Annotated in this window: 11 protein-coding genes; 9 read left to right on the top strand and 2 right to left on the bottom strand. The window is 71.2% G+C overall.

Features of this window, described 5'->3' with window-relative positions; all coding sequences use genetic code 11:
• The first annotated feature begins 2 nt into the window (after positions 1–2).
• From HHX37_RS03060 to HHX37_RS03070, 3 genes are all read left to right on the top strand, one after another.
• Positions 3–1334, top strand: coding sequence for a cation:proton antiporter (locus HHX37_RS03060; protein WP_182884420.1), 1332 nt, complete (start codon positions 3–5; stop codon positions 1332–1334).
• 141 nt (positions 1335–1475) lie between these two features.
• Positions 1476–2165, top strand: a complete 690-nt coding sequence (locus HHX37_RS03065; RefSeq protein WP_220499373.1) for a response regulator transcription factor — start codon at positions 1476–1478, stop codon at positions 2163–2165.
• A complete protein-coding gene (locus HHX37_RS03070) occupies positions 2162–3463 on the top strand; it encodes a sensor histidine kinase (RefSeq protein WP_220501365.1) in 1302 nt (433 codons plus the stop codon). The genes HHX37_RS03065 and HHX37_RS03070 overlap by 4 nt, the downstream gene beginning before the upstream one ends.
• Position 3464: 1 nt before the next feature.
• Here HHX37_RS03070 and HHX37_RS37515 read toward each other — a convergent pair whose 3' ends face one another.
• Positions 3465–4760, bottom strand: coding sequence for a cytochrome P450 (locus HHX37_RS37515; RefSeq protein ID WP_182884421.1), 1296 nt, complete (start codon positions 4758–4760; stop codon positions 3465–3467).
• Positions 4761–5260: 500 nt separating this feature from the next.
• On the opposite strand from HHX37_RS37515, the gene HHX37_RS03080 reads away from it, so the two are divergent.
• The 6 genes from HHX37_RS03080 (at position 5261) to HHX37_RS03105 (ending at position 13607) form a co-directional block, all read left to right on the top strand.
• Positions 5261–9247: a metallophosphoesterase gene (locus tag HHX37_RS03080; RefSeq protein WP_182884422.1), complete on the top strand. Its 3987-nt coding sequence runs from the start codon at positions 5261–5263 to the stop codon at positions 9245–9247.
• 93 nt (positions 9248–9340) lie between these two features.
• A complete protein-coding gene (locus HHX37_RS03085) occupies positions 9341–10483 on the top strand; it encodes a HupE/UreJ family protein (RefSeq protein ID WP_182884423.1) in 1143 nt (380 codons plus the stop codon).
• A gap of 99 nt (positions 10484–10582) precedes the next feature.
• The gene (locus HHX37_RS03090) at positions 10583–10993 is read left to right on the top strand and encodes a TOBE domain-containing protein (protein ID WP_111700393.1); all 411 of its coding nucleotides are present in this window, start codon (positions 10583–10585) and stop codon (positions 10991–10993) included.
• 18 nt (positions 10994–11011) lie between these two features.
• Complete coding sequence (modA, locus tag HHX37_RS03095) at positions 11012–11782, top strand: molybdate ABC transporter substrate-binding protein (protein ID WP_182884673.1); 771 nt, start codon at positions 11012–11014, stop codon at positions 11780–11782.
• Between the two features lie 26 nt (positions 11783–11808).
• Positions 11809–12579 (top strand): molybdate ABC transporter permease subunit, encoded by a 771-nt coding sequence (gene modB / locus HHX37_RS03100; protein WP_111700395.1) that lies wholly within the window; start codon positions 11809–11811, stop codon positions 12577–12579.
• The gene (locus HHX37_RS03105; RefSeq protein WP_182884424.1) at positions 12576–13607 is read left to right on the top strand and encodes an ABC transporter ATP-binding protein; all 1032 of its coding nucleotides are present in this window, start codon (positions 12576–12578) and stop codon (positions 13605–13607) included. Before modB ends, HHX37_RS03105 begins: the two co-directional genes overlap by 4 nt.
• Positions 13608–13678: 71 nt before the next feature.
• Here the strand turns inward: HHX37_RS03105 and HHX37_RS03110 are convergent, their stop codons facing one another.
• On the bottom strand, positions 13679–14827 hold the full coding sequence (locus HHX37_RS03110) for a ring-hydroxylating oxygenase subunit alpha (protein ID WP_310740248.1): 1149 nt from the start codon (positions 14825–14827) through the stop codon (positions 13679–13681).
• Between the last annotated feature and the right edge of the window lie 104 nt (positions 14828–14931).

Below are 14931 nucleotides of genomic sequence, written 5' to 3' on the forward strand. Positions count from 1 at the left end.
TCATGCTCGTTCCGGCCCTTCCCCTGGCGGCCGCACCCGCCTCCGACCCCAACCTCGCACTCGCTCTCAAGGTGCTGCCGGCCCTGGCCGTCATCCTGCTTGCCGCGGCGGTGTGCGGCCGGCTGGCCACCATGGTCATGCAGCCGCGCGTCGTCGGCGAGATGGTCGCCGGCGTCCTGCTCGGGCCGACGCTGTTCGGCGCGCTGTTTCCCGACGCCCAGGCGGCGTTGTTCTCCGCCGACGTCAGGCCGATCCTGTACGTGCTCAGCACCATCGGCCTGACGTTGTACATGTTCCTCGTCGGAGCCGGGATCGACCACGACGCCCGGGCGCCGGGCGAGCTGCGCAAGGCGAGCGTGCTCGCGGCGTCGGGAATCGGCTCCCCGATGGTCCTCGGCCTCGGCGCCGGGCTCCTCCTGTGGGACCGGCTCTCCCGCCCCGACGTCGGCCGGTGGGAGTTCGCCCTGTTCCTCGGGGGAGCGCTGTCGCTCACCGCGTTCCCCATGCTCGCGCGGATCCTGTACGAGCGCGGGCTGCAGAACACGCGTGTCGGCCGTCTCACCCTGCTGGCCGCCTCCATCGACGACGCCGTGGCGTGGTGCCTGCTCGCGGCTCTGTCGGCGGTACATCTGGGCGGCGGCCCGTCCGACACGCTGCGCACGATCGGCCTGACGGCGGTGTTCGCGGCGGTGATGCTCCTGGTGGTCGCCCGGCTGCTGCGCCCCCTGGGCCGCCAGGTCGCCCGCACCGGGCGGTTCGGCGCCGGCGCCGTCTACGTGGTCGTCCTGGTGCCCCTCACCGCCGGGTACATCACCGACGCGATCGGCGTCTACTCGGTGTTCGGCGGCTTCATCGCCGGGCTGGCCATGCCGCGCCAGCCGGCGTTCCGCGCCGCCCTGCACGGCCGGATGATGGACGTCGTCTCGACCCTGCTGCTCCCCGTCTTCTTCGCGTTCTCGGGGCTGAACACCCATCTCGCGGGCATCGCCGGAGGCTCCGCGCTCCTGGCGTTCGCGCTGATCCTGGCCGCGGCCTTCTGCGGGAAGTACTTCGGCTGCTCCCTCGCGACGAGAGGGCTGGGCTTCGGCTGGCGCGAGTCCTGGGCCGTGGGCTCGATGATGAACGCCCGCGGGCTGATGATCCTCATCTTCATCAACATCGGCCTGGCCCAGGGAATGATCACGCAGGAGCTCTTCGCGATGCTCGTCCTCGTGGCCGTGCTCACCACGGCGAGCGCCCTGCCGCTGTACAAACTGGCGCTGCCGGAACGCATCGAGCGGGCGGAGGCGGCGGACGCGGAGAGCCTGGCCGGGCGCGAACGGGCGGCCGCCTGAGAAAACGGTTTCAGCTACTTTCACGTTCCGCTCGGGAGGCGGCCAGGGAAAATCCGGAGAAAACGCAGAACGGCGGGGGCGGGAGCCGGAGCGACGTCCCAAAGTCTGGATATTTCGCGATATTGGTGCCACGGTATTCCAGTGGCACGGATATCGGGGACATCCGAACCGCGCTCCCGTCGCCTGCTGCTCGTGGAGGACGACCGCGAGCTGGGAGACATGCTGGCCGACGTGTTCCGTGACCAGGGATACACGGTCGACCTGGCACTGGAGGGGCAGCGGGGCCTGCATCTGGGACTGAGCCGCGGCTACGACGTGATGATCATCGATCGCGGGCTCCCCGTGGTCGACGGGCTCGATCTGCTGAGACGGCTGCGCCGCCGGGCGGTCACCGTGCCGGTGCTGATGCTCACCGGCTTCGGCGCCGTCGCCGACCGGGTGACCGGGCTCGACGCCGGGGCCGAGGACTACCTGGTCAAGCCGTTCGAGATCGACGAACTGCTGGCGAGGGTCCGCGCCCTGCACCGCAGGAACCTCGACCAGGCCACGCTGCTGCCGCTCGGCGCCGGCTGGCTCGACTCCGGGTCCTGCACCGTACGGCTGCCGTCCGGCGAACAGGTGACGCTGTCCGGCCGGGAGTACTGGCTGCTCCACGCGCTGGCGGCCCGCCCCCGGCAGGTGCACACGCGCTCCTCGCTTCGGCAGCGCGTCTTCGACGGCGCCAGCACCGAGTCGATCGTCGACACCTACGTCTACTACCTGCGCAACAAGCTGGGCCCGGGCGTCGTACGCACCGTGCGCGGCGTCGGATACCGCCTGGGCGAGCTGTGACGCCCCGGCGGCCCTTCGACCCGGAGCGGCGCCTGCTGATCCGGGCCCGCCGCCGGATCACCCTGCAGATCGCGGGCGTGTTCTGCCTGGTGACGGCGGTGATGGGCGCGGTGGTCTACTGGGCGGTGGCGCACGGGCAGGACGTCGGCGCCCGGCGGGACCTCGCCGTCGCGGCGCAGGTGGCCCCGCTCGCCCAGCCTCCGCCCTGCGTCTGGCTGTTCGAACTGCGCGGCGGCACCATGCGGAGCTCCCCCGGGGCGCCGTCGATCCTGCCGATCCGCGCGACGCTGGACGCGGTCGCCGCCGACGGGAGGACGCGGACCGGCCTCGTGCGCCTCGCCGGGCGTGACCTGCTGGTCCACACCCAGCTCCGCGGCGACGTGCCGGTGCAGGCGGTGCAGGACCTGCGTTACCAGACCGCCGAGCGGCAGCGGCTGCTGCGGGTCCTCGGCGCCGCCGAGGTCGCGTCCCTGCTGGCGGCGCTGCTGATCGGCCAGGTGCTCGCCCGCCGGGCGATCGCGCCGCTTGGCGACGCCCTCGACCGGCAGCGCCGGTTCACCGCCGACGTCAGCCACGAGCTGCGCAGTCCGCTGGCCCGCCTGCACGTCCGCGCCCAGCTCGCCGCGCGGCGCCTGGGCCGGGAACCCGATCCCGGCCTCGTCGCGGGCGACCTCGACCGGCTGGTCACGGGCATCGGTCAGCTCGGCGAGGTGATCGAGGACCTGCTGCTGTCGAGCCAGCTCAGGCAGCACCGGCCGTCCGGGCCGGTCGATCTGGCCGCGCTGGCCGAGGAGTCGGCCGGGGCCGAGGCGGCCCGCGCCGGGCAGCGCGGGGTGACGATCGACGTGCGGCGGGGGCCGGGCGACCACGTCGTGCGCGGAGCGCAGTCCGCGCTCCGCCGGGTGATCTCCGCGCTCCTGGACAACGCGCTCCGGCACACCTCCACGGGCGGGCACATCTGGGTGACGATCTGCTCGGGGCCCGATCTGGTCCAGCTCAGCGTTCGGGACGACGGGGTGGGCCTGGATCCGCGCGACGGCGAGCGATTGTTCGCCCGGCACACCGGCGCGCCCCACAGCGGAGGTCTCGGCATCGGCCTGGCTCTCGTGAGCGAGGTGGTGGACGCGCACGGTGGCACGATGAAGGTGGACGGGCTGCCGGGAGCCGGAGCCACCTTCACCATCAGCCTGCCCCGTACGGCGCCGGAACCGGTGCCGCGCGAGCCCCGGCTCCTGCTGCCGCAACAGGCGCGGAGCGCGACCTCCCTGCCCGCCGGGGACGGCCCCGCGGGCCGGTGACTCACTGGCCGCGGCGCAGCTTCCGGAGGAACGTCCAGAAGCCGGAACGGGAGGACGGCCGCCATCCGCCGGCGTTCGTCTCCTCCGGCGGCGGCTCCTGGGCGGCGGTCGCCGGACCGGGACGGGACATGGGCACGGCGTTGGGGTTGACCTCGAACCGCACGGGCAGGGAGCGCAGCGCGCGGATGAACGGGGAGGGCCGCCAGGGCAGCTGGTGGGGCGGGATCGCCGGCGTGAGCACCGAGAACCGGTCGAGCAGCCGGCGTACGGCGATCGTGCACATCTGGGTGGCGAGCCGCTGGCTTGGGCACCTGTGCGGGCCGGCGCCCCAGGCGAGATGGGCCCGGGTGCTGCGTACGGTGTTCCGGTTCAGGGCGGAGGCGAACAGGGGATCGGCGTGCGCGCCCGAGATGGACAGCATGACCGGGTCTCCGGCGGCGATCGTGAAGCGCCCGAGCTTCACGCTCGCCCTGGCGTAGCGGAAGGTCAGGTTGGCCAGCGCGGGGTTGAGCAGGGCGACGCGGTTGACCAGCTCCTCGATCTGCCCCGACGACACCGACGTCCGCAGGTCCGGGTTGCCGACGGCCTCGAGGAGGACGTTGCAGATCAGGCTGCCGGTGAAGTCGAGGAAGCCGGACAGCATGAACAGCTCGCGAGCCACCTCCTCGGGGGTGAGCGCGGGATCGGCCGCGAACATGGCGGAGGGCAGGTCGTGGCCGGGCTGGTGGCGTTTGACCGTCGCCAGTTCCAGGAGGGCGGCGTTCAGGCGCTGGTAGGCGCCGGCGGCGTCGGGGCCGTCCAGCAGGCGCCACTGATCCATGATCATTTCTTCGCCGCGTTCGAGGGTGACGCCGAGGAGGTGGTTGGCGACCATGAGGGGCAGCGGCCGCCCGTACTGGGCCGCCAGATCCGCCCAACCGGTGGGCGTGCCCTCCGTCATGACTTCGATGAGGTCGTCGCAGTACCTCGTCATGGCGCGTTCCAACTTCTGGGTGTGCTCTCCGCCGGGGTCCTGGAACTCCCGCAGGCCCGCGATCCACGCGCCCCGGAGGCCGCGGTGCCGGTCTCCGTCGTAGAAGCCCGAGTTGTCGGCCGACAGGAGGGGGACCAGCGGCCAGTCGGCGGGAATCCGGCCCTCGGCGAACGCCCGCCAGTTGCCGACGTGCTTACTCCAGAGCTCGTCCGGGTTCTGCATGATGTATCGCACTTCGTCGTACCCGAAGGCGAACCACACCGGCACACCGTGCAGCTCGATCGGGGCGACCGGGCCGTACGCGGCGCGCAGACGTTCGTGCACGCGTGCCGGGTTCGTTTCGTACTCCCTGGTCAGCAGGGATTCGAGGGGCAGTGAAGGCAGGTCTTCCGCGGTCGGCGCCGGCCATATGTCGGGAGTCAAGGAATCGCCCGCCTTTCCAGTCGCCCGGACGGCGCCGATCGCGCGACGCCCGGGTATGGGCGGCGATCTTAGAGCGCCCGGCTCCGTCTGTCAGCGGCCCGGAGGCCCCGCGCGCGGCACTGTTCCTATGTCGTGATCGAGCCTGACCGGCGTACGGAGAGCGACGGCGGGCCACGGGTGAACGCCCGGAGTTCGACTGAGTGGCCGCTCTTCGCCGGATTACGGGCAATGTGATGCACTTGTTCCCGATTCGTGACATATGACCAGAATGAGGCGATAGTTCGTCTTCACTTCAGTCTCTTCACGCACTTCGTTCACTCGCGAAATCCACTGTGACCGCTCGAAGACCACGCCGTTTTTTTATCGGCGTCTTATCGAACGTGATGGAAGGACTGCACCAGATGCAGCCAGTGGCAGCGAGAAAGCTGCTGGGAGGCGTGCGGCGGCGAGGGCGTCTCGCCGTGGCCGCCGTGATCGCCACGGTCGCGACGCTGCTCGCCGGCGCCGTCGTGACCACGGCGCACGCCGACCCCGACCCCGCGAAAGCGGGCAGCGGACGTCCCAGCCCGGCGCCGACCGGTTCCCCCACCCCGCCGACGCTCAGCCCCGCCGGTGGTTCGTACCTCGAAGGCCTGGTCAAGGTCGCGGCGGTCCCGGCCGCGGCCGGTGACAGCGTGACCGGACTCGCCGTCGACGGCGACGCCCTGAACGCCACCCGTACGGTGGGCGTGTCCCGGCTCCGTTTCGACGTCGGCTCGAACTCGACGGAGGCGCGGTACCACAACTACGTGCTCGTCAACGGCGCGTACCGGACCGACATCGGCGATCTCGTGAACGAGCGGGCGACCATCGAGATCCCGAACGAACACCTCGTCAAGGGCGAGAACACCATCGAGATCTTCGCCGGGACCGTCCAGAGCTCGTGCGGCGTCAACTACGACGACTTCGTCCTGTCCGACGTGGGCCTCGAACTGCTCGGCGAGGTCGCGGACGGGGAGGACAACCCGTACACCCTGTCCTTCGGCGACGGCAACTGCGGATCTAACACCGCGCTGCTCAAGCAGGCCGCGCTGAAGTTCTTCGTCAAGGGCGACCCGCAGGGGACGACCGGTCTGGCGGCGGACCTGGACACCACGACCCTGGCCAACGGCGAGCACGCCATCACCGCCACGACCGCGTCCGGGGCCACCGTCAAGAACGCCGTGACCGTGAACAACGCCCCGGCCGGGGCGCCCCGGCTGCTGCCCACGGACGGCACGCTGGTGTCGGGCACCACGCCGGTGTCCGCGACCGTGCCCGCCGCGGGCGCGGGCGGCGTCTCGTCCCTCACCGTCGACGGCGCCGAACCCGCCGCCAAGGCCACGCTGGGCAACGGCGCGGCGATGTTCGGCTTCGACGTGGGCGCGGACGGGATCGAGGACAAGTACGACGACTTCCTGCTCGTCAACGGCAAGCGCGTCGACCTGGGCGGTTCCTGGGCCGGCCGGCGCGTCACCGTCGCGGTCCCGGCCCGGTTCCTGGTGCCCGGAGACAACACGATCAAGGTCGTGACCGGCGACTGGAAGGCGTCCTGCGGCGTCGACCGCGACGACTTCGCCATCGCGAACCTCGACCTCGCCCTCGACGGCGCCACCGTGAAGGGTCACGACATCGAGCCGTCCTACGACATGGGCGACGGCACCTGCGGCAGCGGCCAGAGCGCCCTCCGGGAGGTCGAACTGCACTACACGATCGACGCGCCGGGTGTGCGTGTCGTCCAGACGCTCGGCTCGGGAGAGGCGAAGCTCAGCTTCACCGTGGGCACCAACTCGATCGAGGCGCGCTATCAGAACTACGTGCTCGTCAACGGGCAGAAGGTCGTGCTCGACGGCGACTTCGTGAGCCGGCGCGTCGACTTCACCTTCCCCAACGAGTACCTCGTGCCCGGCTGGAACACGATCGACTTCGTGGCCGGCACCTTTCCGACGTCGTGCGGCGCCAACCGCGACGACTTCGCGATCTCGAACATCGCCCTCACCCCGGTGCGGGGCACGGCGAGCGGCCAGATGCTCAAGAGCTCCTACAGCATGGGTGACGGCAACTGCGGCGACAACGTGAACCTGCTGACCGAGATCGACCTCGAGTTCCTCGTGGACGCGCCCGCCGCCGGTCTGCGCGCGGACCTCGACACCACCGCGATCAAGGACGGCAGGCACGCGCTCGCCGCGATCTCGACCACGGGCGAGAAGGCCACCCGCACACTGGTCACCGACAACACGGCGCCCGAGGTCGCGACGAGCGTCCCCGCCGCGGGCAAGAAGATCACCGCCTCCGTCGTGCTGGACGTCACGCTGGAGGACGCCTCCGGTGTGGTGTCCGGGCCGGATGTCACGCTCGACGGCCGGCCGATCGCGCTGGGCACCCGGGTGGGCCCCGGTCTGCCGCCCGGCAGGCACACTCTCGCCGTGACCGGCGCCGACTCGCTCGGCAACACCGCCACCCGTGAGATCGCGTTCGAGTCCGCGGGCATCCCGGACGTGCCCGCCGAGCTCACCCCGGCGTCCGGGACCGCCGACGTGCCGGGCACCGTCACGCTCTCGGCGAAGGTGGCCGAGCCCGGCGGCGGCCGGGTCAGGGCGACGTTCTCCGAAGCCGACATCCTGACCCCGAACCAGGCCTACCAGGGCGTCGCCGACGCCGTCCCGACAACCTTGCAGGTGCCGGGTGAGAAGAAGGTCAAGGCCGCGGGCCTGGAGCCCGCCGACGGCGCCACGCTCGACGCGCCCGCCGGACGGAACCTCACCTACCAGCGGTACGACATCCAGGTGAAGGGCCACGTGGACACCCCGGTCCTGCGCTGGGAGGGCGTCATCGACCCCGAGCGCCTGGTGTCGCTGCGGGCCTGGAACACCGGGACCCGGGCGTGGGATCTGCTGACGAGCGCACGCGGCGCCGCCGAGGGCCGGACCACGCTCAGCGCCGTCGTCGGCGACGAGTACGTCGACGGCCAGCGGGTCCACGTGATGGTGACGGGTGAGGACCCGTTCACCGACGACATCGACCCGGGCGACCCGAACGGCTTCGCCGACCCCTCCACGTACGACTTCTCGATCGTCCACTTCACCGACACGCAGTACCTGTCGGAGGGCGCGGTGGAGCAGGAGACCGCCGAGGAACGCGCGGTGTGGGAGTCCGCGTACGCCGGGATCGTCAACTGGATCAAGGGCAACAGGGACGAGCGGAAGATCTCCTACGTCGCGCACACCGGCGACATCATCGAGAACAACATCCGCAAGCCCGCCGACGAGGCCACGCAGCGGCAGGTCGCCGGCGAGCTGGAGGTGTCGTCCAAGCAGCAGAAGGTGCTGGACGACGCGGGCATCCCCAACGGCGTGATCGCCGGCAACCACGACAACCAGTCGGGCACCGAGAACGGGCCGGAGGCGATCTACAACAAGTACTACGGCCCCGGCCGCTACCGGACGGCGGCGCAGGGCTGGCAGCACGCGGAGTACGGCGGGCCGTGGAAGGAGGGCGACAACCAGAACCACTACGACCTGTTCTCCGCGGGCGGGCTGGACTTCGTCGTGGTCGGCCTGTCGTACGGCGTCACGCGGGAGGAGGCCGAGTGGGCCGACTCCGTCTTCAAGCGGTTCCCCGGCCGCAACGGCATCCTGCTCTCGCACGACTACCTCGTGCCCAGCACCAACCCGGACGGACGCGGCGCGGGATTCTCGGCGCCCGACGGCTCGATGCTCTACAAGACGGTGGTCGAGAAGAACCCGAACGTCTTCCTCATCCTCGCCGGGCACGAGCACGGCGTGGGGACGAACGTGAAGCCGAAGGTGGGCCAGGTCGGCAACGGCGTCGTCGAGCTGCTGGCCGACTACCAGTTCTACACGGTCTCGGCCGACCGCCTCGGGCTCACGCAGGTCGGCGGGTACAACCCGGACGACCAGCTCCAGTTCGGCGCGAGCTTCTTCCGGCTGCTGCAGTTCGACGTCAAGCGGGCGGAGCTGACCGTGGACACCTACTCGCCGCTGCTGAACGACTTCGGCGCGGGCGAGTTCGACCCGCTGCGCCGTTACGACGGGCGCGAGGACAACATGGTGCTCCCGGTCGACCTCACCACCCGTACGACGAGCTTCACCACCGACTCGCTGGCGATCTACAAGCCCACCCGGGTCATCGGCACGAGCACGGTCGCGTCGGGTCAGGTCGCCTCGGTGACCTGGGACCGCCTCAAGGGCGACACGGCGTACGCCTGGTTCGTCACCGCACGCTCCACCGGCGGCGGCGTGACCGCCTCCGAGCCGAGCGTCCTCGTCACCAAGGACGAGCACGGCCGCCCCGGTAAGTGGGGACCGGACTCGCCCCTCTACCACTGGTTCCAGCACGAGAAGAGCTGAGTAATCCGTGACCACCGCCCCGGGCACCGCCTCACGGCGGAGCGCCCGGGGCGGCCTTTCCCCTTCAACCGCTCGAATCCTGGAGAACGAGACATGTCCCGCAGGCGCCGGCTGTCCGCCGCCGTCCTCGCTTTCGCCTTTTTCCTCGGCGGCCTGCTCGGCGGCCTGATGGTGTCCGCCGCCCCGGCGTCGGCGCACGACGTGACCACGAAGGCGCACGCCACGGTGACCGGAACGGGCGCGGACGTCAGAGTCGTGCTCGACCTGGAGTACGACCTCCTCATGAAGTCGGCCTGGCTGTACGCCGAGGCGTACGACGCGAAGGAACGGGCCGAGCAACTCCGCCAGCTCAGGAAGAACCACGCCGCGGTGGCCGACTACGTCACGCGCCGATTCGCCGTGGCGTACGGCGACGCGCCGTGCGCACCCACCTCCGTGGGCGACGCGGACGTGCGCGACCGCGACGGGGTGGCCTTCGCGGTGGTGACCCTCGCCTACCGCTGCGCGGGAGACGGCGGGGGCGGGCACACCGTCTCCAGCGCGCTCTTCCCCGACGCCGAGAGCTTCGTGCACAGCACGCAGACGATCGTCCGGTACACGCTCGACGGCACGACCGGCTCCGCGGTGCTGACCGCGGGGAATCCGACGCTGCGCGTCGGCGAGCACCGGGCCTCGCACCAGGCCGGGGAGTTCTTCCTGCTCGGCGCCGAGCATCTGCTGTCCGGCCTCGACCACGTCTTCTTCCTGCTCGCCCTGATCATCGGCGCCCGCCGCCCGCGCGACGTCGTCGTCGCGGCCTCCGCCTTCACGGCCGCCCACAGCATCACGTTCCTCATGGCGGCGCTCGGGATCGTGGACGTGCCCGCGGAGATCGTCGAGCCGATCATCGCGGTGTCGATCATCGTCGTGGCCGTCGCCAACCTTCTGGGCCGCGACGAGGACGGACTGGGCGGATGGCGGCTGCCGATCGTCTTCGCCTTCGGCCTGGTGCACGGACTGGGCTTCGCGAGCGCGCTGGACATCGAGGAGAAGGGATCGTGGGGGCTGCTCCTGTCGCTGCTCTGCTTCAACGCCGGGATCGAGGTGACCCAGCTCCTGATCATCGCCGTGCTCTTCCCGCTGCTGGCGCTGCTGCGCCGCACCTCCGCCGCTCGCTGGGTGACGGCCGCCATGTCGGTCCCCATCGTGGCGGTGAGCCTCTACTGGTGCGTCGACCGGATCGCGCCGCAGCTCTGAACGAGCCTCGCAGATGCGAGATACAGACCCATAAATGAGGTCGATATTGCAACCCTACTGAGTCTCTGTGATCCGCAACTGCGGCGTAGGGTGTCGTCTGTGACGATGTTCCGGATCAGCGAAGCCGCCGCGGTGCTCGGCGTGAGCGCCGACACCGTACGGCGTCTCGTCGACGGCGGCCGGCTGCCCGCGCACCGCGACGAGCACGACCACCGCGTCATCGCCGGCACCGACCTCGCCGCGTTCGCGAGGGCGCAGACCGAGGAGGACGAGCGCACCGGGGTCTCCTCGGCGCGCAACCGCCTGCGCGGGATCGTGACCGAGGTGATCAGAGACTCCGTGATGGCCCAGGTGGAGATCGCCGCCGGGCCGTTCCGGGTGGTCTCCCTGATGAGCCGGCGGGCGGCCGACGAGCTCGGGCTGGAGCCGGGGGTGATGGCGGTGGCCGTCGTCAAGTCCACCAACGTCGTCGTCGAGATCCCGGACAACGCGCGCGTCGCGAGTCACTAGAAGGAGCCGGTCGTGCTCATGCGTCTCTCCCTGGCCGCCGTCCTCGCCTCGGTGTCCTGCCTGGCGGCGTGCGGCTCCTCCACCGGCCCGGCGGCCCCCGCCGCGTCGGGGGAAGGCAGGTCGCTCACCGTGTTCGCCGCGGCGTCCCTGACCGGGACGTTCACCGAGCTGGGCAGGCGGTTCGAGAGCGCCCACGCCGGCACGAAGGTCACCTTCAACTTCGGCTCCAGCGCGACGCTGGCCCAGCAGATCACCCAGGGCGCCCCGGCCGACGTCTTCGCCGCCGCCAGCCCGGCCACCATGAAGACGGTCACCGACGCGGGGCCGACCGCCTCCGCGCCTGCGGTGTTCGCCAGGAACACGCTCCAGATCGCGGTGCCCGCGGACAACCCGGCGAAGGTCGAGTCGCTCAAGGACCTGACCGACCCGAAGGTCAAGGTCGCCCTGTGCGCCGAGCAGGTGCCCTGCGGCGCCGCGGCGGTCAGGGCGCTGGACGCGGCCGGCCTCAAGGTCACCCCCGTCACCCTGGAGCAGGACGTCAAGGCGACGCTCACCAAGGTCGAGTTCGGCGAGGTCGACGCGGCGCTCGTCTACCGCACCGACGTGATCGCGTCCGCCGGGAAGGTCACGGGCATCGACTTCCCCGAAGCCGCCCAGGCGGTCAACGACTATCCGATCGCGGCGCTCGGCACCGCGCCCGCGTCCGACCTGGCCAAGGGGTTCGTCGATCTCGTGCTGTCGCGGCAGGGCAGGGACGTGCTGACCAAGGCCGGTTTCCAGGCGCCGTGACCGGGCCCGTACGAGCGCGGGGGCGCATGCCGTGGGCGCTGCTCGTGCCCGCGCTCGCGGGGCTGGCCTTCCTGGTGCTGCCGCTGGCCGGGCTCCTGGTGCGCGCTCCGTGGCCGGCCCTGCCCCAGCGGCTGGCCGAACCGCGGGTGATCGAGGCCCTGCGGCTGTCCCTGGTGACCGCGACCGTCGCGACCGTGATCTGCCTGCTGCTCGGCGTGCCGCTGGCCTGGCTGCTCGCCCGTACGGACCTGCCGGGCAGGCGGCTGCTGCGCGCGCTGGTCACCGTGCCGCTCGTCCTGCCGCCGGTCGTCGGCGGCGTCGCGCTGCTGCTGGTGCTCGGCAGGCGCGGCCTCGCCGGGCGCTGGCTGTACGACGCCTTCGGCGTCTCCCTGCCCTTCACCACCACGGGGGTCGTCCTCGCGGAGGCGTTCGTGGCGATGCCGTTCCTCGTCATCGCCGTGGAGGGGGCGCTGCGCGCCGCCGACCAGCGGTACGAGGAGGCCGCCGCCACCCTCGGCGCCTCACGCTGGACGGTCTTCCGCCGGGTGACCCTGCCCATGATCGCCCCCGGCGTCATGGCCGGAGCCGTACTGTGCTGGGCCCGGGCGCTCGGCGAGTTCGGCGCGACCATCACCTTCGCCGGGAACTTCCCTGGCCGTACGCAGACCATGCCGCTGGCCGTCTATCTGGCCCTGGAGACCGATCCGGACGCCGCCATCGTGCTCAGCCTGGTGCTGCTCGCGGTCTCGGTGATCGTGCTGGCCGCGCTGCGCGACCGCTGGGTGGGATCGGCATGAGTCTGCGGGCCCACCTGGTCGTAGAACGCCCCGCCTTCCGCCTCGACGCCGAACTCGACGTGCCGGACGGTGAGGTGGTGGCCCTGCTCGGTCCCAACGGCGCGGGCAAGACCACCGCGCTGCGCGGGCTCGCCGGGCTCACGCCGCTGAGCGGCGGGCGCATCGTGCTGGACGGCGCCGAGGTGCACCACCTGCCGCCGGAACACCGCCGGATCGGCGTCGTCTTCCAGGACTACCTGCTGTTCCCGCACCTGACGGCCCTGGACAACGTCGCCTTCGGGCCGCGGTGCCAGGGCGTCGGGAGGGCCGCCGCCCGCCGGATCGCCGCCGGGCTGCTGGAGCGCGTCGGCCTGGCCGACTTCGCCGGCGTCCGCCCCGGGCGCCTGTCCGGGGGCCAGGCGCAGCGGGTCGCCCTCGCCCGCGCCCTTGCCGTACGGCCCCGCCTGTTGCTGCTGGACGAGCCGCTGGCGGCGCTCGACGCGCACACCCGGCTGGAGATCCGGTCGGAGCTGCGCCGTCACCTGGCCGGTTTCGACGGCGCGACGATCCTGGTCACCCACGACCCGCTCGACGCGATGGTCCTGGCGGACCGGCTCGTGGTCGTCGAGAACGGTGCCGTCGTGCAGACCGGCGTCCCCGCCGAGATCGCCCGCCGTCCGCGTACGGACTACGTGGCCCGCCTCGTCGGCCTCAACCTCTACCGCGGAGAGGCCGACGGGACCCACGTCACCGTGGGCGACGTCCGCCTGAGCAGCGCCGAACGCCTGAAGGGCCCGGCCTTCGTCGCCTTTCCGCCGTCCGCCGTCGCCCTCTACCGGACCCGCCCCGACGGCAGCCCCCGGAACCTGTGGAAGGCCGTGATCGACGGCATCGAGCGGCACGGCGACAACGTCCGCGTCCACCTCGACGGCCCGATCCCGCTCGCCGCCGACGTCACGCCGTCCGCCGCGGCCGACCTGGACCTCGTCCCCGGCCAGGAGGTCTGGGCCGCCGTCAAGGCCACGGAGACGCACGCCTATCCGGCATGAGGCCCGGTTCAGCCGGTGGGGCGGGGGACCTGGGCGAACGTGGAGACGCTCACCGTGACCGTGTCACCTCGTCACGAGTGGTCTCGTCCGAGTTCGCGTCGGTACGCGTCGAGGACGAGGCCGTGGAAGTGATGGACCGCGTGCTCCGACAACCCGGACCCTTCGGGGTCGAAGACGATCTTCCCCTGGGTGAACGCGGGGGTGCGCATCCCGCGCTGGACGCTCTCCACCAGGGCGATGTCCTCCACCTGGAGCACCTCGTCGATGTACCGGATGCTGTCCCGTTCGGCCTCGTTCGGCTCCGCGGTCTCCAGGTAGAAGTCCCAGATCTCGCGCGTGCGGTCCGGGCCGTCGGGGATGATCTGCAGGACCATGAAGTTCCCGCGGCCGGGGTAGCGCAGCAGGCAGGTGTTGGGCCACAGCCACCAGACCGCGTGCTCGGTGACCGTCGCGTCCGACACGTCGTACGCGGAGTTCTCCGTCTTGCCGGCCTGGGCCATGTGGCTGGAGTAGATCCCGTAGGTGGTGACCTTGTAGGTGCTCATGTCCACCAGGGAGACGAAGTCCTTGTGGGCCACGTGGCAGTGGTAGCACTCCAGGAAGTTGTCGACGACGTTCTTCCAGTTGGAGGCGATGTCGTAGGTGAGCCGGCGGGCGAGGGTCAGCTTGGCCACGTCCGGCGCCCACGTCTCGATCTCCGCTTCGAGGTTCCCGGCCTGCTCCGCCAGAGGGGCCGCCTCGGGGTCGAGGTTGACGTAGACCATGCCGCCGAACTCGGTGATCCCGACCTGGTCCAGGCACACGGCGGAGGCGTCGAAGCCCGGCATGCCGCCGGTGTTGCGCGCCCGTCTCAGCCGGCCGGTCAGGTCGAAGTTCCAGGCGTGGTACGGGCACACGATGCTGCGCCGGACGCCGGAGCCGGACAGCAGCTCGTGCGCCCGGTGTTTGCACACGTTGTAGAACGCCCGCAGCGTGCCGGCCTCGTCCCGTACGGCGACGATCGGCATGCCCGCCACCGTGCCGGTCACGTAGCTGCCGGGCTCCCGCAGCTTCTCCACGTGGCACAGCCACTGCCAGGTGCGAGCGAAGATCGCCCTCTGGTCGACGCCGAACCACTTCGGATCCGTGTACGCGTCGGCGTGCAACGACATCGACAGTGCCGGGTCAGGGTCGTACCCGGCGGAGATGTGCTCGATCGCCGGGGTCGAGTGCGGTGTCACCGTACCTCCGATGCATGACACCAGGTGCACGAGGGCCTGAGCGGCTGTCCCGTGAGACGGCACAGAAAGCCTGTGTCGACCGGATCGAGATTAAGATCCTTTTC

It is taken from the genome of Microbispora sp. H10885, from assembly GCF_014161415.1.
Lineage (GTDB): Bacteria > Actinomycetota > Actinomycetes > Streptosporangiales > Streptosporangiaceae > Microbispora > Microbispora triticiradicis.